At 74.8% G+C, this 15499-nt stretch carries 14 protein-coding genes; 6 read left to right on the top strand and 8 right to left on the bottom strand.

The annotated features are described in order from the left end of the window. Positions 1 to 52: 52 nt before the first annotated feature. The 4 genes from F0L17_RS10805 to F0L17_RS10790 all read left to right on the top strand — a co-directional run bounded on the left by F0L17_RS10805 (position 53) and on the right by F0L17_RS10790 (position 3811). Complete coding sequence (locus F0L17_RS10805) at positions 53 to 706, top strand: alanyl-tRNA editing protein (RefSeq protein WP_238419324.1); 654 nt, start codon at positions 53 to 55, stop codon at positions 704 to 706. Beyond that, on the top strand, positions 693 to 1670 hold the full coding sequence (locus F0L17_RS10800) for a DMT family transporter (RefSeq protein WP_155070907.1): 978 nt from the start codon (positions 693 to 695) through the stop codon (positions 1668 to 1670). Before F0L17_RS10805 ends, F0L17_RS10800 begins: the two co-directional genes overlap by 14 nt. A 17-nt stretch (positions 1671 to 1687) precedes the next feature. Then, positions 1688 to 2461 (top strand): thioesterase II family protein, encoded by a 774-nt coding sequence (locus tag F0L17_RS10795; RefSeq protein WP_155070906.1) that lies wholly within the window; start codon positions 1688 to 1690, stop codon positions 2459 to 2461. Positions 2462 to 2539: 78 nt separating this feature from the next. Next, positions 2540 to 3811 carry a glycosyltransferase 87 family protein gene (locus F0L17_RS10790; protein ID WP_420802408.1) on the top strand — a complete coding sequence of 424 codons (1272 nt, stop codon included), beginning with the start codon at positions 2540 to 2542 and terminating at the stop codon, positions 3809 to 3811. A 67-nt stretch (positions 3812 to 3878) separates the two neighbouring features. Here F0L17_RS10790 and pip read toward each other — a convergent pair whose 3' ends face one another. The 3 genes from pip to F0L17_RS10775 form a co-directional block, all read right to left on the bottom strand. Continuing rightward, positions 3879 to 4847: a prolyl aminopeptidase gene (gene pip / locus F0L17_RS10785; RefSeq protein ID WP_155070905.1), complete on the bottom strand. Its 969-nt coding sequence runs from the start codon at positions 4845 to 4847 to the stop codon at positions 3879 to 3881. Between the two features lie 39 nt (positions 4848 to 4886). Further along, positions 4887 to 6563, bottom strand: a complete 1677-nt coding sequence (locus tag F0L17_RS10780) for a DNA repair helicase XPB (protein ID WP_162466051.1) — start codon at positions 6561 to 6563, stop codon at positions 4887 to 4889. A gap of 149 nt (positions 6564 to 6712) precedes the next feature. Beyond that, positions 6713 to 9202, bottom strand: coding sequence for a helicase-associated domain-containing protein (locus F0L17_RS10775; protein ID WP_155070904.1), 2490 nt, complete (start codon positions 9200 to 9202; stop codon positions 6713 to 6715). A gap of 117 nt (positions 9203 to 9319) precedes the next feature. Here F0L17_RS10775 and F0L17_RS10770 point away from each other — a divergent pair, with 117 nt between their 5' ends. Then, complete coding sequence (locus tag F0L17_RS10770) at positions 9320 to 10324, top strand: hypothetical protein (RefSeq protein ID WP_162466050.1); 1005 nt, start codon at positions 9320 to 9322, stop codon at positions 10322 to 10324. A gap of 67 nt (positions 10325 to 10391) precedes the next feature. Here the strand turns inward: F0L17_RS10770 and F0L17_RS10765 are convergent, their stop codons facing one another. The 4 genes from F0L17_RS10765 to F0L17_RS10750 are packed head-to-tail and all read right to left on the bottom strand — an operon-like array spanning position 10392 to position 14414. After that, a complete protein-coding gene (locus F0L17_RS10765; RefSeq protein WP_155070903.1) occupies positions 10392 to 11390 on the bottom strand; it encodes an ABC transporter substrate-binding protein in 999 nt (332 codons plus the stop codon). Beyond that, complete coding sequence (locus tag F0L17_RS10760; protein ID WP_155070902.1) at positions 11387 to 12283, bottom strand: ABC transporter ATP-binding protein; 897 nt, start codon at positions 12281 to 12283, stop codon at positions 11387 to 11389. Before F0L17_RS10760 ends, F0L17_RS10765 begins: the two co-directional genes overlap by 4 nt. Beyond that, positions 12280 to 13353, bottom strand: a complete 1074-nt coding sequence (locus F0L17_RS10755) for an iron chelate uptake ABC transporter family permease subunit (RefSeq protein WP_162466049.1) — start codon at positions 13351 to 13353, stop codon at positions 12280 to 12282. Before F0L17_RS10755 ends, F0L17_RS10760 begins: the two co-directional genes overlap by 4 nt. Beyond that, positions 13350 to 14414 carry a FecCD family ABC transporter permease gene (locus F0L17_RS10750; protein WP_155070901.1) on the bottom strand — a complete coding sequence of 355 codons (1065 nt, stop codon included), beginning with the start codon at positions 14412 to 14414 and terminating at the stop codon, positions 13350 to 13352. The genes F0L17_RS10755 and F0L17_RS10750 overlap by 4 nt, the downstream gene beginning before the upstream one ends. Before the next feature lie 106 nt (positions 14415 to 14520). On the opposite strand from F0L17_RS10750, the gene F0L17_RS10745 reads away from it, so the two are divergent. After that, positions 14521 to 15135 carry an HAD family hydrolase gene (locus F0L17_RS10745; RefSeq protein WP_155070900.1) on the top strand — a complete coding sequence of 205 codons (615 nt, stop codon included), beginning with the start codon at positions 14521 to 14523 and terminating at the stop codon, positions 15133 to 15135. A gap of 54 nt (positions 15136 to 15189) precedes the next feature. On the opposite strand, the gene F0L17_RS10740 is transcribed toward F0L17_RS10745, so the two are convergent. After that, complete coding sequence (locus F0L17_RS10740) at positions 15190 to 15432, bottom strand: hypothetical protein (protein ID WP_162466048.1); 243 nt, start codon at positions 15430 to 15432, stop codon at positions 15190 to 15192. Positions 15433 to 15499: the final 67 nt, after the last annotated feature.

Below are 15499 nucleotides of genomic sequence, written 5' to 3'. Positions count from 1 at the left end.
GCCCCGTCCCCGGACGACGAGAACCGTTTTTCAGGCCCCGGAGGCACCGTTGTTGCAACATCACATCTACCTGGAAGACACCTACCGCTTCACCGCCACCACGCGGGTGGTCGAAGCCGGTCGCAGCGACCTGGGGCCCTGGGTCACCCTCGAGGACAACATCTTCCACCCCCAGGGCGGCGGTCAGCCCAGCGACCTGGGGACCGTCGACCAGGCACCCGCGCGTCCGTTCAGGGACGCCGAGGCCACCGAGCACGTCGTGCGCCTGTCCTGCGAACGCGAGTTCGCGGTGGGTGACGAGGTCACCAGCGCCATCGACGGCGACCTGCGCCTGCGCCACGCGGCCCTGCACACCTGCGGCCACGTCGTGGACGGGTTCGTCAGGGCCATGGGCTTCCGCCACCGCGTGAGCAACCACTTCCCCGGGCAGGCCCGGATCGAGTTCGACGCCGGCGAGGAGAAGCCCGACCTGCAGCGGCTGGCGGCCGAGGTGGAGGAGAAGACCCGCCAGGCCATCGAGGCCGACCGGAAGGTGTACGCGGAGACGCGCGGCGACCTGCGCGTCGTCACCGTCGACGGAATGCACGAGGACCCCTGCGGCGGCACGCACGTCGCCTCGCTGGGGGAGCTCGCCGGTTTCTCCCTGCGGTCGGTCAAGGTCAAGGGCGGTGTCCTGAAGGTGGGTTACACGGTTGAGCACGCCTGACGCCCGAGCGAACGGCGCCGTCGACGCACCGGACGCCAAGGCCGCGACCGGCACGTCGACCGAGCGAGGGCGGCCGACACGGAGGACCTGGGGCGCCGACTTAGGCGTGTTGGGCGTGGCGATCGTCTGGGGCTCCACGTACGTGGCCATGCAGTGGATGGGCCAGTACCTCTCCGTCCCCCTCTTCCTCTTCCTCCGCTTCGCGCTCGGCGCCCTGGCCATCACCGTGCTGTCGCTGCACCTGTGGCGACAGACCAGCCGGGACGAGCTGATGCTCGGCTGTCTGTTCGGCGGCCTGCTGTTCGCCATCCTCTTCCTCGAAACACTGGGTGTTCGCTACACCCTCGCCTCGAACGCCGGGTTCCTGATCGCCCTGTCGGTGATGTTGGTACCCCTGTTCGAGCGGCTGTTCCTCCGGGTGGCGGTCGCCCGGAGCATCTATCCGCTGACGCTGCTGTCCCTGACCGGCTGCGCCCTGCTCACCCTCAACGAGGGGCTGTCCGTCCGCAGCGGAGACCTCATCATCCTGGCCGCGGCGCTGATCAGGGCCTGGCAGATCGTGCTCTTCGGATCCCGCACGAAGGGGAGACCGGTATCCCTCCTGCGGGTGACCGCGATCGAGCTGTGGGTGGTGGCCCTCGGCGGGCTCCTGCTCTCCCTCGTCCAGCCGGGGCGGTCGTGGCAACAGATGACCCAGCTCCCCGGCAACGCGTGGTTGGTCATCGTCTACCTGGGGGTGGCGGGCACGGCCTTCGCCTTCCTCGCGCAACTGCACGCCGCTCGGGTGTCCAGTCCCACCAGGGTGGGGCTGGTGCTGTCCACGGAACCGTTCTTCGCCGCGGTGTTCGCGGTGCTCCTCCTCAACGAACACCTGGGTCCCCTCCAACTCCTCGGCGGCGGACTGGTGCTGGTGTCGGCGGTGACCGGCCGTTGGGTGGACGCACGCTCCCGCCGGGCCCAGTAGCTGACGGAGGTGGCACCATGTCGTCCCATCCGCTGTTCCTGCTGCACCACTCCGGTGGTTCCGCGCAGGTCTTCTCCGAAGTCGTCCGCACGCTCCCCTCGTCCGTCGAACCCCTCCCGCTGGAACTGCCCGGACGCGGCAGGCGCTGGCGGGAGGAACCGGTGACCACGGCGCAGGACGCGGTGGACGACCTGGCCGGGCAGGTGGCCCGGTCCGGTGTGCGGGGCGGGTTCGCGATCCTCGGACACAGCATGGGTGCCTACCTGGGGTTGGCGCTGGCCGCGCGGCTGGAGAGGGTCGCGGGCGAGGCCTGGTGCGAGCTGCTGTTCGCGTCGGCCAACGCCGGGCCGTACCACGCGGTGCCGCTCTTCGAGGGCGACCCCCTGGAGGCCGACGACGAGCGGATCCTGGCGACGGCGAGCCGCTTCGGCGGCATCGCCCCGCAGGTACTGGCCCACGAGGAACTGCGGGCACGCACCGCGCGGCTGCTGCGGGCGGACTTCGCCGTGTGCGACTCCTTCGTGCGCACGTACGGCCGCACGGTGGTCGAGAACCCCATCGTGGTGTGCTGCGGGACGAAGGACGCCTTCACCGAGGCGCAACTGGAGAACTGGCGGCTCAGCACCGTGGCGGACGCGGAGGTCGTCCGGATCCCGGGCGACCACTTCTACCTGGACGAGCAGGCGGAGAAGCTGGCCGAGACGGTCGCCGCGCGGCTGGCGCCGGTGGGCCGTCCGGTGGGACCGGTCCGCCCCCCGGCCGCCGACGACCGGGGGGCGCGAGCCCGCTAGGGTGACTCTTCCCGCCCCGCCCGGCGACCTCCGGACGGGGCGGGAACGGGATTCCGCACGACACCAGGAGGCGGCCGGGTGGCAGCCGTGTCCCTACCCACCGGCAGCCGGCGCGCGTACGCGGTCGTCACCCTGCTCGCCGTCTCCCTCGCCGCCCTCGCGGTGCTCTGCGCGGCACAGCCCAACCCCCTGGTGGACCTCCTCGTCTACCGTGCCGAGGGCCGGGCCGTCGTCGAGGGCACCGACCTGTACGGCTTCACCGTCACCGAGTGGGAGCTGCCCGCCACCTATCCGCCCTTCGCCGCGCTGCTGTTCGTCCCCGTCGCCGTGTCGCCGCTGCCCGTCGCCCAGGCGCTCTTCGCGGTCGGCAACGTCGTCCTGCTCGCCCTGCTGATCCACTTCTCCCTGCGGCTGGCCGGGCGGCGGACGGCCCCCCTGCCGCTGATGGCCGCCACGGCGCTCGGCGTGTGGCTGGAACCGGTCTTCCAGACCGTGCTGTTCGGCCAGATCAACCTCGCGCTGGCCTGCCTGGTGCTGTGGGACCTGACGCGTCCGGAGGGGGCGCGCGGCAAGGGACTGGCCATCGGCGTCGCGGCCGGCATCAAGCTCACCCCCGCGATCTTCGCCGTCCACCTGCTGGTGACCGGCCGCGTCCGGTCCGGGCTGACCGCGCTGGCCGGCTTCGCCGGGACGGTGGCGCTGGGAGCGGTCGCCCTGCCCGGCGCGAGCGTCGACTTCTGGGCGCGGCGGATGTTCGAGACCGGGCGCGTCGGCAAGGCGTGGATCGTCGACAACCAGTCGCTCCAGGGGCTCCTCGCCCGTCTCCTCCACACCCCCGAGCCCGGCCTGTGGTGGGCGGTGCCCGCGGCGTTCGTCGGACTCGCGGGCCTGTGGCTGGCCCGCACGGCGCACCGGCGGGGACGGGAGGCGTGGGGGGTGTCGGCCGTCGCCGGCACGGCGCTGCTGGTCTCCCCGATCAGTTGGTCCCACCACTGGGTGTGGTGCGTGCCGCTGCTCGCCGTGCTGGGCGGCGCCCCGTCCGGCCGGCGGTGGCCGCCGTACGCCGCGGCCGCCGTCGCCGTGCTCTTCACGGCCCGCACCCACTGGCTCGTCCCGCACTCCGGCGACCTCGACCTCCACCTGCCCTGGTGGCAGCAGCCCCTCGCCTCCCCCTACCCGCTCCTGGGCCTGGCCCTGCTGGGGTACGCGGCGTGGCGACTGCGCCGGGAAGGGCGCGCGGGACACCGGACGACGTCCCCGGCTCCCGTCGGTCCGGCGCGCGGTGAGCGGCGCCGGGGCGGGGCCTCGGCGTCGGACCCGCCCCGTCCGGCGGAGTCGACGGGACGTTGAGGGCTGCCGCCCCGGAGCCGACGGGCCGACGGGCCGACGGACCGGCGCGCCGACGGGCCGCGCGCCGTCACCGCCGGGCGAAGCCGTCCAGCGCCTCCAGGACGTGGGCGAGGGTGGCGGTGCCGCCGAGGTGGCCCTCGGAGCCGACGACGGTCAGCTCCGCGTCCGGCCAGGCGCGGGCCAGCTCCCACGCCGTCTCCAGGGGGCTGCTCAGATCGAGCCGGCCGTGGACCAGCACCCCCGGAATGCCCGCCAGCCGTCCGGCCTCGCGCAGCAGCGCGCCCTCCTCCAGCCACGCGCCGTGCGAGAAGTAGTGGGCGCAGATCCGCACCAGGGCGAGCCGGGCGGCCGAGGGGCGGCCGCCGAACGGGGCGGGCCCGGTGTACGGCTCGCCGGAGAGTACCGCGTCCTCCCAGGCGCACCAGTCGTCGGCGGCCTTCTCCCGCACCGCGGCGTCCGGATGCTCCATCAGCCGTGCGTACGCCCCCAGCAGCTCGGTGATGTCGCCGTCGCGCGGCGCGTCCGGCACCCCGGCCACGAAGCGCTCCCACTGTTCGGGGAGGAAGCGGGCCACGCCCCGGTAGAGCCAGTCGATCTCCGAGCGGCGGGTGGTGGTGACGCCGGAGATCACGATCTGCGACACCCGCTCCGGGTGCCGCTCCGCGTAGGCCAGCAGCAGTGTGGAGCCCCACGAGCCGCCGTACAGCAGCCAGCGGTCGACGCCCAGGTGCTCGCGCAGCCGCTCCATGTCCGAGACCAGGTGCCAGGTGGTGTTGTTCCGCAGATCGGTGGCCGGGTCGCTCGCGTGCGGGGTGCTGCGGCCGCAACCGCGCTGGTCGAACAGCACCACGCGGTACCGGTCGGGGTCGAACAGACGGCGGGCGCCCGCCCCGCGGCCGGAGCCCGGCCCGCCGTGGACGACCAGGGCGGGTTTGCCGTCCGGGTTGCCGCAGGCCTCCCAGTACACGAGGTCGCCGTCGCCGACGTCGAGCATGCCCGTCTCGTACGGCTCGATCGACGGGTACGGTTCGCGCATCGTCGTTCCTCCCCCTGGTGGACCCCGGGACCGGGGAGGCTACCCGACCTCGTCCGCCTCCGCCTCGTCGGCGAGGTCGTCCGCGAGCAGCTCCGAGGCGTCCACGATGCGGTAGGCGTAGCCCTGCTCGGCCAGGAAGCGCTGGCGGTGGGCGGCGAAGTCCTGGTCGACGGTGTCGCGGGCGACGACGGAGTAGAAGCGCGCCTCGTGGCCGTCGGCCTTCGGCCGCAGGACGCGGCCCAGCCGCTGGGCCTCCTCCTGGCGGGAGCCGAAGGTGCCCGACACCTGGATGGCGACGGTCGCCTCGGGCAGGTCGATGGAGAAGTTGGCGACCTTGGAGACCACCAGCACCGACAACTCGCCGGAGCGGAACGCGTCGAAGAGCTTCTCGCGCTGCGCGTTGCCGGTGTCGCCCTTGATCACGGGCGCGTCCAGGTGCTCGCCCAACTCGTCGAGCTGGTCGATGTACTGGCCGATGACGAGGGTCTGCTCACCGGCGTGGCGGCGCACCAACGCCTCCGTGACGCGCTGCTTGGAGGCGGTGGTGGAGCAGAAGCGGTACTTCTCGTCCGACTCGGCCGTCGCGTAGGCCAGCCGCTCGGACTCGGTGAGGTCGACGCGGACCTCCACGCAGTCGGCCGGGGCGATGTAGCCCTGCGCCTCGATCTCCTTCCAGGGCGCGTCGAAGCGCTTGGGGCCGATGAGGGAGAACACGTCGGCCTCGCGGCCGTCCTCGCGCACCAGGGTGGCCGTCAGACCGATGCGGCGCCGGGCCTGGAGGTCGGCGGTGAACTTGAACACCGGCGCGGGCAGCAGGTGCACCTCGTCGTAGACGATCAGGCCCCAGTCACGGGAGTCGAACAGCTCCAGGTGGGGGTAGACGCCCTTCCGCTTGGTGGTCAGCACCTGGTACGTGGCGATGGTGACCGGCCGGATCTCCTTCTTCGCGCCGCTGTACTCGCCGATCTCGTCCTCCGTCAGCGAGGTGCGCCGCACCAGCTCGCTCTTCCACTGGCGGGCGGAGACGGTGTTGGTGACCAGGATCAGCGTGGTGGCCTTCGCCGTGGCCATCGCGCCCGCGCCCACCAGCGTCTTGCCCGCGCCGCAGGGCAGGACGACGACGCCGGAGCCGCCGTGCCAGAAGTTCTCCACGGCCTGCCGCTGGTAGGGGCGGAGCGACCAGCCGTCCTCCGTCAGCTCGATGGGGTGGGCCTCGCCGTCCACGTAGCCGGCCAGGTCCTCGGCGGGCCAGCCCAGTTTGAGCAGCGACTGCTTGATCTGACCGCGCTCGGAGGGGTGCACGGCGACGGTGTCGGGATCGACGCGGGCGCCGACCAGCGGCTGGATCCGCTTGGAGCGCAGGATCTCCTCCAGCACCGGCCGGTCGGTGGTCTCCAGCACCAGGCCGTGGGTGGGGTGCTTGAGCAGCCGCAGCCGCCCGTAGCGGGCCATCGTCTCGGCCACGTCGACCAGCAGCGCGTGCGGCACCGGGTAGCGGGAGTGGGTGACCAGGGCGTCGACGACCTGCTCGGCGTCGTGCCCGGCGGCACGGGCGTTCCACAGCCCCAGCGGAGTGATCCGGTAGGTGTGGATGTGCTCCGGGGCCCGTTCCAGCTCGGCGAAGGGCGCGATGGCGCGGCGGCACGCCTCGGCCTGCTCGTGGTCGACCTCCAGCAGCAGGGTCTTGTCGCTCTGGACGATGAGCGGTCCGGTCACGGTGGTCCTCCTGCCTGTGGCGGGGCGCCGCGCACGGGCGGTGCGCGGGCCGACCGTCCAGTGTGCCGCATGCCGCCGACAGGCGACGCCGACGGACGACCGGCCGCGGCCGGACCGCGTGGTCGGCGCGGGCGCCGCCACGGGGCGCCTCAGTCGTCCGTGTCCGCCAGTTCCGCCGCGCCCGTGACGCGGTGCACGGGATAGGTGCGGACCTCCTCGGCGGTGTGGTCGTACGCGGTGACGAAGCCGCCCTCGACCCGGACGGGCTCGATGATCCGCTGCCCCGCGGTGCCGTCCGCGCCCACGTAACCGATCCACACCGGCGTCCCCGTGCGGGCCGCCGACCGCAGGGTGACCAGGGTGTCGGCCGCGGTGGTGCGCGGCGGGCGGCCGTCGGGCACGGCCGGAGCGGGCTGCCGGGGGCGGTGCGGGGCGGTCGCCGCCAGGTCGCCCGCCCGGATGGCGCGCACGGCGGCGGCCAACAGGGGCGTGTCGGGGACGGGCGGGCCGTCCGGAACCGGATCGGGAGCGGTGCGCGGCGGGGTGCGCAGAGTGTCGGCGCGGTGGATCACCACGTCCCCCTCCGACGACTCGAAGACGGGCGCGTAGCCCATCGCGCGCAACTGCTCCAGCAGCGCGCCCGGATCCGCCCGGGCGGCCAGCACCGTCGGCGCCAGCAGCCGCAGGCCCAGGCCGGCGGCACGGCGGTCGGCGGCGATCTCGGCGAGCAGCGTGTCGTCGTCGCAGCGGACGTACGCGCCGGCCGCGCCCACCCGCAGCCGCCCGTGCCGTCGTGCCACGTCGTCGATCAGGTACGTCAGCGGCTGCGGGACGGGGGTGCGGGAGTGGGTGGCCAGGAAGGAGTGCAGCTCGGAGGCGGTGCGACCCGCGTCCAGGGCGCGGCGCACGGACTGCGGGGTGAAGCGGTAGACCGTCGCGCCGCCCTTGGACTCCACGTCGGCCAGCACGTTCAGCGTCTCGGCCAGCGGTCGCCGCAGCGGACCGGGGGCCACGGCCGTCAGGTCGGCCTGGAGCAGCACGTGGTCCAGCGGCTCGGGGAGACGGGAGGCCAGGAGGGCGGCCGCCTCCTCGGCGGCCGGCCCCGGCCCGCCCTCCGCCGCGTGCTCCGGGGCGGCGGACGCCCCGGCGTCCGCGCCCACCAGGGGGCGCGCGTACGAGGCGAGCGCGCCCCGCCCGGTGACGCCCAGCAGCTCGGCCTCCCGGAGCGTCCACCGCACGATCCGCTCCCGCAGCTTCGGGCCGCCGCGCAGCGGGCACTCCCAGTCCAGCCGAGCCACCACCGCGTCGGCCTCCGGGGCCGCCACCTCGACGGCCCCGGTGTCCCCGGCGGCGTACTCGGCCAACAGCGCCAGGGTGCGGCGACGCAGCTCGGGCACCGGGCCACGGTCCAGACCGGGGCCGAGCGCGTTGAGCGAGCGCCCCCGACTGTCGCGCTCGCCGACCAGTCCGGCCGGTCGGGTGGCCGTCAGCCAGGCGCCCACCAGCCGCGCCCACCGCCGCTCGGGCGGCGACTCCAGCCAGGCGTCGTACGCGGGCGTGGGCGCGTACCGCTCGTCCGCCTCGCCGTCGGAGGCCAGCAGCCCGGCCACGTAGGCCAGCTCGATCCAGAAGGCGGCCACCGGCTCGGGCACGTCCAGGGCGACGGCGGTGCGCTTGAGGTCCCGCACGCCCAGACCGCCCGCCCGCAGCACGGGCGGCGCCCCGGACGCCGTTCCCCACAGCGTCAGCAACTCCTCGACGACGGTGAGCGCGGCCAACGCCTGGCCCGCGGCCGTCCCGTCCACCGCCTCCCTCGGGTACGCGCGCACCGGCTCGGGCACGGGCGGCAGCGGCTCCAGCCGGCGGTGGATCCGGCCCCCGCGCAGATGCAGGGCCACCTCCCTGGGCAGGACGACCGTCCGGGGCGCGGCCGGCAGCAGCAGCCCGCGGTCCAGCAGCCAGCGCACCGGGGGCGAGGGGGAGTCGGAGACCTCGCCCCAGGGCGGACCCCAGGTCAGCTTGGCGAGCATCGTCCGGGCCTCCTCCGGTGCCCGCTCCACCAGGGCGGCCATCCGCTCCCGGTCGGTGAACAGCCCGGTCAGGGCGGCCAGCGCGCTCACCGGGTCGTGGGTGGCGGGTAGCTCGACGGCGGCCAGGATCTCCTGGAGGCGGCCGGGCGACATCCCCGTGGCCGCCTCGGCCAGGGTCGGGCCCAGACCGGTCGTGGAAGGTCCCTTGGCGGTCGGGGAGAGCAGCTCGCGGGCGGTGCGCACCAACCGCAGCCGGTCGTCACCGCCCCACACCACCGCGCGCTCGCGCAGCAGCGCCAGCGCGCGCGGCAGTTCGGCCTGGCCGCCGGGCAGCCCGGCGGCCAGCTCCTCGTACGGGCAGGGGTCGGGCGCGACGGCCAGCGCCTCGGCGACCTGGAGGGAGAAGCGGTCCAGCCGCTCCAACGCCCGCAGGACCGACACGCGCGTACCGGCCCGGGTGGCCAGTTGGGAGAGGTCGCCGGGGACGGGCGAGAGGAGGTCGGGGCGGGCCCGCAGCAGTTCGGCGAGCGCGTCGTCGGGACGGGAGCGCAGCTCGTCGGCGAGCGTGCGGGGGGCTGCTCGGCGTCGCGCTTCGGGCTCTGGCGTCATCCGTACCACGGTACCGGCACGCTGTGCCGGATCGGTTCCACCGACGCCGGTACGCGGTACGGTCGGGGCGTACGGGTGTGTGCGGGCGCCAAGGGCCGGGAGCCGCTGGAGAGTTCGGTGGGAATCGAGAGCGAGCAACTCGTCTTCGACTATCTGAGCCGGATCGGCGATCTGGCGCACGGCACGAGCATGACGGCCGCCGAGCGGGCCCGTCTGGTGAACCGGGTGCGCGCCGACATCGAGCGGCGCCGGACCGAGGCGGGCGGCGCGGAGACCGTGGCCGGGGTCCGCAGGATCCTGGACGGGATCGGGCGGCCGGAGGAGGTCGTCGCGGAGACGGGGGTGGCCGTGCCGCAGCCCAGGGCGCCGCGTCCGGTCGACGAGGCGTCCGAGGGCCCGGGGGCGGAGGGTCGGACGGCTCCGTCGTCGCCGTCGTCGCCGTCGCCGACCGCCGCCTCCCCGCCGCACCTGGCGAGCCCCGAGGAGCTGGGCCCGCGGGAGAGCGACCCCGACTGGTGGCGCACGCCCCCCACCGTCCGGTACGCGCCCGGCGGTCAGGTGCCGGTGGGCGGGTTCGTCGGCGGGTTCGAGCTGCCGGAGGTCCTCGCGCCGCCGCCGGATCCGGAGAAGGAGCGGGAGAAGGCGGGGGAGGCGGAGCGCGCCGAGGCGGAGCGGGCGGCCGAGAGGTCTCCCGGGGTGCCGGCCCCCGCCGGCTCCCGCGGGGCGTGGGTGCGCCGGCTGCGCGCCCGCACCACGAAGGCGGCCGGGGCCGGACGCGTCCCGCGCACGGGCGGTGTGGTGGAACTGCTGGCCGCCGCCCTGCTGGTGGCGGGCGCGGTCGCGGGCTCGCTGGTCCCGCTGGGCCTGGGCTGGCTGGCCGCTTGGTGGTCGCCCCGGTTGAGCCGCCAGGAGGCCAAGTGGGCGGTGGCGGTCGTCCCCGGCACGGTCGCCGCCGCCGGCCTGGTGTGGCTGTGGGGCCGCACCGAGGGCCGCTGGGGCGAGCCGATCGCCCCGGGCGCGCTGGGGGACGAGATCGCCGCCTCTTGGCCCTGGGCGCTGCGCGCCGCCGCCGTCGCCAGTGCGCTCTACCTGCTCTGGCGGGCGCGACGGCCGAAGGGCTAGGCGGCCGCCCCCGAGGGCCGGGCCGGACGGCGGACGCGGAGGCCGCCGCCCCGCCCGGTCCGGGACGTCAGCTCCGGGAGCCCTCCGAGCCCTCGGTGAGGAAGCCCTTCAGTTCGTCCAGGATCGTGTCGGCGGCCGTGTAGCCGATGCCCTGGATCCAGGTCTCGTCGTCCACCCGGAAGGCGCGGCCGTTCCGCACCGCCTCCATGCCCTTCCACAGCGCGCCGCCGACGGCCTTGTCCTCGCCGGACTCGGCGGGGTCGCCGTAGGAGGTGTAGAAGACGACGTCCGCGTCGCCCTGGTCGACCTTCTCCGGGCTGACGTCGAGGGAGAAGCCGTCGGTGGCCTTGTCGGCGATGGCCGGGCGGCCGACGCCGATGTCGGCGAGGATCGTGCCGATGTAGTTCTCCCTGCCGTAGATGCGGGTGTCGGCGCCCTCCACGAAGCGGACGACGCTCACCGTGAGGTCCTTCGCCGCCTCGGGCCCGCCGAGGGCCTCGGTGACCTCGGCGGTCTTCTCCCGGTAGGCCTCGACGACCTTCTCCGCCTCCTCCTTCTTGCCCAGCGCGTCGGCGTGGAGCAGGAAGTTCTCCTTCCAGGGCGCGCCGGTGGTCTCGGTGAAGACGGTCGGGGCGATCTTCGACAGCTCGTCGTAGCGGTCCTTGTCGCGGACGTTGCTGCCCAGGATCAGGTCGGGCTTGAGGGCGGCGATCCTCTCCAGGTTGGGCGCCATGATGTTGCCGACGTTCTCGATGCCCTCGACCTTCTCCTTCGGCAGGTACTTCAGGAAGCCGGAGGCGACGTCGGAGCGGGTGGAGCCGACCGGCTTCACCCCCAGGGTGACGGCCGAGTCCAGCTCGGCGGTGTCGAGCACGACCACGCGCTTCGGGTCGTTCGGCACCTCGACGTCGCCGTTGGCCGTCCGCACGACGTGGGTGCCCCCGTCGGCCGCGCCCTTGTCCGCCCCGGCGTTCGAGCCGGAGTCGGAGCCGCAGGCGGACAGCGTCAGGGAGGCGGTCAGCGCCAGGGCGGTGGCGGCGAGCGTACGGCGTCGAGTGATGGTCATGGTGTGGCCTCTCTGGAGCCGGTGGCGGTCACGGGTGTGGGGGCGGGGCCGGATTCGGGGGAGCGCCAGGGGGCGCCGGGGACGACCAGCGGTCCGCCGGTCACCGGGTCGGGGACGACCACGGACTCCAGGCCGAAGACATCGCGGACCAGGGCGGCGGTGACGACCTCGGCGGGCGGCCCCTGCGCGGCGATCCGGCCCCCGCGCATCGCGACGAGGTGGTCGGCGTAGCGGGCGGCCTGGTTGAGGTCGTGCAGGACCATCACCACGGTGCGGCCCCGCTCGTGGTTGAGTTGCCGCACCAGGTCGAGCACCTCGACCTGGTGGGCGATGTCGAGGTACGTGGTCGGCTCGTCGAGCAGCAGCAGCTCGGTCTCCTGGGCCAGTGTCATCGCGATCCACACCCGCTGGCGCTGTCCGCCGGAGAGCTCGTCCACGGGGCGCTCGGCCAGAGCGGTCACGCCGGTGCGGGCCATGGCGTCGGCGACGGCCGCCTCGTCGGCCTCCGACCACTGCTGCCACCAGCGCTGGTGGGGGCGGCGTCCCCGGGCGACCAGGTCGGCGACGGTGATCGTCTCGGGTGCGACCGGTGCCTGGGGAAGCAGTCCGAGGGAACGGGCGATGTGCCGGGTGGGGATCCGCGACAGCTCCCGGCCGTCCAGCAGCACCGTGCCGCGCCGGGGCGCGAGCAGCCGTCCCAGCGCCCGGAGGGTGGTGGACTTGCCGCAGGCGTTGGGACCGACGATGACGGTGACGCGGCCGTCGGGGACGTCCAGGTCGAGGCCGTCGACGACGGTGCGGTCCTCGTAGGCGAGGGTGAGGCCACGGGCGGCCAGCCGGCTCGCCGGCCCGTGCGCCCCGCGGGCCTCCTCGGTTCCGTCGGGGATCGTCATGCGGTGCCTCCGGTGCGGCTACGGGCGATCAGCCAGATCAGATACGGCGCCCCGATCGCGGCGGTCAGCACCCCGACGGGCAGCTCGACGGGGGCGAACATCCTGCGGGCCAGCAGGTCGCCGAGGGTCACGACGAACGCGCCGGTCAGCGCCGTGGTGAGCAGCGGGATCTGCGCGGTGCGGGTCAGCCGGCGGGCGATCTGCGGGGAGAGCAGCGCCACGAAGTCCACGGGCCCGGCGGCACCGGTGGCCACGGAGGCCAGGACGACGCCGGTGGCGGTCAGCCCCAGCCGGGTGGCGTTCACCCGCACGCCGAGCGCGGTGGCGGTGTCGTCGTCCGGTCCGACGTCCCGCTGGGCGCGGGCACACCACAGGACCGCGGGCAGCAGCGCCGGCAGCGCCCAGCCCAGCGGCTCGGCCTGCTCCCAGCCGCGGCCGCTCAGCGAACCGGTCATCCACACCTGGGCCTGCTGGGCGGCGAGGAAGTCGCCCTTGGTCATGAACAGTTGGGTGATCGACCGCAGCGCCACGGAGAAGCCCAGGCCGATGAGGACGAACCGGGCCGCGTGGAGGCCGCGCCGCCAGGCGAAGACGTAGATCAGCGCGGCGGCGAGCGTCCCGCCCGCGACGGAGAGGTAGGGAAGGAGGGCGTACGAGGTCAGGCCGAAGGTCATCGCGCCGACGGTCACGGCGGCCGCGCCGTGCGTGATGCCGATGATCTCCGGGCTGGCCAGCGGGTTGCGGGCGACGGTCTGGATCAGTCCGCCCGCCACGGCCAGCGCGGCGCCGACCAGCACTCCGACGACCAGGCGCGGCAGCCGCAGCGTCCCCACCACCAGCTCCTCCGGTGAGGGCCGACCCACCAGCACCTTCACCACCTCGGTGGGGGCGGTGACCGTCTCCCCCAGGGAGAGCGAGGCCACGACGGCGGCGGCGAGCGCGACGGCCAGGGCGCCGGCGGTGAACAGGGAGCGTCGATGGAGGAGGAACGAGGCACGCCCGCGGCGCACCAGCCCGTACCCGGCGGGCCGGACGGCCGGTGTCCCGCGCGCGGCTCCGGCGGCGGTCACGCGGACACCCGCTTCCCGCGCACCAGCGCCACCAGGAACGGCGCGCCGATCAGCGCCGTCATCACCCCCGCCGGAACCTCGCCCGGCGGTATCACGATCCGTCCGATCACGTCCGACACCAACAGCGCCACGGGGCCGAGCAGCGCCGACATCGGCAGCAGCCGGCGGTGGTCGGCGCCGACCAGGGCACGGGCGACGTGGGGCACGGCCAGGCCGACGAAGGCGATGGGCCCGGCCGCGGCGACACCCGCGCCGGTGAGGACGGTGGCGCCGACACCCCCGGTGATCCGCACGGCCGCCACGTTCTGCCCCAGCCCCCTGGCCATGTCCTCGCCCAGGGCCAGGGAGTCCAGCCCCCGCGCCACGACCAGCACCAGCAGCGCGCCCAGCGCCAGGAACGGCCAGACCTGCCCGATCACCTCCGCGTCGCGTCCGGCCACCGAGCCGACCTGCCAGAAGCGGAACTCGTCCAGTGTGGCGGCCCGGGTGGTCAGCACGCCCGCCACCACCGAGTACAGCAGGGCGTTGACGGCGGCGCCGGCCAGCGCCAGCTTCACCGGTGTCGCCCCGTCCCGCCCCCGGGCGGCCACCAGGTAGACGGCGACACCGGCGGCGCCCGCGCCCACGAAGGCGAACCAGACGTAGTCGGTGAGCGTGTGCGCCCCGGTGTAGGCGATGGCCAGGACGACACCGAGCGCGGCGCCCTGGCTGACGCCGAGGATGCCCGGCTCGGCGATCGGGTTGCGGGTCAGGCCCTGCATCACGCAGCCCGCCATGCCCAGCGCCGCGCCGACCAGCACCGCCAGCACGGTACGGGGCACGCGCATGGTCCGCACCACCTGGGCGGCGGGGCCGTCGCCGCCGTGCAGCAGCGCGTCGTACACGGCCGACGGGGCGATCGTGCGGCTGCCGACGGCCAGGCTCAGCACCACGGCGACGGCCAGGGCCGCGACGGCGGAGCCCGTCCACAGCAGGCGGCGGGCCGCCGCGCGGCGTGCGGGACCGCGCGGACGCGGGCCACCGCCGTGCTCGACGGCGGTGGCGGTGGCGGCGGCTGGCATCGGCACCTCGGGCGTACGGGGACGGAATGCCTGGTTAGGGTAACCTAACCAACTTCCGCGGCACCGGCCACCGGACCGACCGGGTCCAAAGTGCACAATGAGGCTCATGACCCCTCGCCCGGTGACGGTCGGCTTCGACCTGGACATGACGCTGATCGACTCCCGCCCCGGCATCCGGGCGACCTACCTGGCCCTCGCCGCCGAGACCGGCGCCCACATCGACGCCGACCTGGCCGTCACCCGCCTCGGACCGCCGCTGGAGGTCGAACTGGCGCACTGGTTCCCCGAGGAGGAGCTGGACGAGGCCGCCGGGCGCTACCGGGAGCTGTACGTGCGCCACGCCATCGAACCCAGCCTCGCCATGCCCGGCGCGCGGGAGGCGGTGGACGCGGTGCGGCGGACGGGCGGCACGGCGATCGTGGTCACCGCCAAGCACGGGCCCAGCGCCGAGCTCCACCTCGACCACCTGGGCATCGAGCCGGACGCGGTGATCGGTCGGCTGTGGGCGGAGGCCAAGGCCGACGCGCTGGTCGAGCACGGGGCCGGCGTCTACGTCGGCGACCACCTGGGGGACGTGCGCGGGGCGCGGGCGGCCGGGGCGCTGTCGGTGGCCGTGCCGACGGGGCCGTGCGGAGCGGAGGAGCTGCGGGCGGCCGGCGCCGACGTCGTCCTGGAGGACCTGACGGAGTTCCCCGCCTGGCTGGAGTCGTACCCGGGGTGAGGCCCCTCCGGGAGGTCCGCGCCGGCCGGTCGGCCGGGGGCCGGTCGGGCCCGGCTACCGGGGGGCGGACGCCCTGGCCCGGCGCCGCTGCTCCGCGATCGAGCGCAGCACTCCGGCACCGGCGATGGCGAAACCGACGCCCATCGCCATGCTGACGAGGTACGCGGCCGTGGGCAGCGGGTCGGAGCCGAGGAACAGGGGCGCGATGGTCACGAGCGTGGCCACCGCGCCGACGACGAAGACGACGGCGCCGATACGGACGAGGAGATCTCCCGCGCGGGACGTTTCACTGGTCACCAGGACAGGGTAGTTCCGTGGGCGGGGGGACCCGGGACACGGGAGGCGCCCGAGGCGTCTTGTCACC

Origin of the sequence: Streptomyces taklimakanensis, assembly GCF_009709575.1 — a bacterium.
GTDB lineage: Bacteria > Actinomycetota > Actinomycetes > Streptomycetales > Streptomycetaceae > Streptomyces > Streptomyces taklimakanensis.
This window is presented reverse-complemented; position numbering and strand designations above follow the sequence as displayed.